Below are 1,176 nucleotides of genomic sequence, written 5' to 3'. Positions count from 1 at the left end.
AAAATTAAACTAGGCCTTGATATAGAATCTGAAAAGCGGGACGGAAAAGATACCGTATACAGAATTAAAGGCGGATTAAAAGGGCTCGATATAGCCTAAGCGCCAAGCCCCGAAAGGGGCTTTTTTTGTGCCTACTGTTTCCACAGCGGGTATCTTGGCCGCTATCTGAACGGCCTGTGGTGCGGCTAAATTTTATGCTCTTTTTCTTTGTCTTCACCGTCCGGTTTGCCAAGCTCAGAACATACCCAAAGCAAAAGGAAAAATAAAAATGGCAACTAGAAGTCGGATAGCAATAAAACTGAATGACCACGAAGAAACCGGAAACGATTACTACCTTTCAATATATGTTCATTACGACGGAATGGACGTCGGTCATGTATTAAAAAATCATTACAGTGATTTTGACGTAGCTTTCAAAATTGTAACCGGTGGCGATATTTCTTACATAACCGAAAAAGAAATAAAATATTATAAAGACCTTGGCGATTCTTGGGAGGTTGTGCAGCCGAATGAAAGCCAAAGCTTAGAGGCACTTTTCAAACTCGCCAATGAATCAGACGCTCAATTCCTGAATATTTACCAAGACGGAGAATGGCAAGAAATCAAGCTAGGCTGCTAAATTTTCATAGGCCGAAAGGCCTTTTTTTAGTCCTTCCCATTTGCCGCTATGAATTTCTCTCACCTATACACGGCCACTGGTTGGCCGTTCGCCTCTTGCCTTGGGCTTTCATACCAGACAATCGTTTGGCCACCAGTGCGACTAATATTGCCGTTGGTGGTCTTTGCACTGAACGGCCTATAAATTGCCGTGGTGCGTCGTTTGTCTTCCCTGTGACCCTCGTATAGGCAGATAACCGAACAGTCACTGGTGGCGCTAGATTTCGCCGCTTTCCTGCCATATTTTTGCTGCCTTGGTGCAAAAGGGCAAAATAGGAAGTCAAAATAAGAAGTCCTGAAATAAGAAGTCAAATCAGGAAGTTAAAAATTGGAGCGTCCGGGTCGGTGTCGCACCGCCGCTGAATCACTGGTCGTGACTTTCGCCTGCTTCGGACGCTTTTAAACCTTGAATACCTTTATACATGGTTGCTCCCGCTTCAGCAATTTTGGAGAAAGGTATCGGAGCCACCGTTAACCGTTGCCGGGCCTCGGGCTTGATGAAGTAAATATACCGAAGCT

Annotated in this window: 1 protein-coding gene; it reads left to right on the top strand. The window is 44.7% G+C overall.

Annotation, left to right across the window (positions count from 1 at the left end; genetic code table 11):
• Positions 1-268 precede the first annotated feature (268 nt).
• Entirely contained in the window at positions 269-619 is a 351-nt protein-coding gene (locus AK963_RS29370; protein ID WP_066018771.1) for a hypothetical protein, read from the top strand.
• Positions 620-1,176: the final 557 nt, after the last annotated feature.

The organism is Endozoicomonas atrinae, from assembly GCF_001647025.1.
GTDB lineage: Bacteria > Pseudomonadota > Gammaproteobacteria > Pseudomonadales > Endozoicomonadaceae > Endozoicomonas > Endozoicomonas atrinae.
Note: the sequence above shows the minus strand (reverse complement) of the source record. Positions and strands in the feature narration are given on the sequence as shown.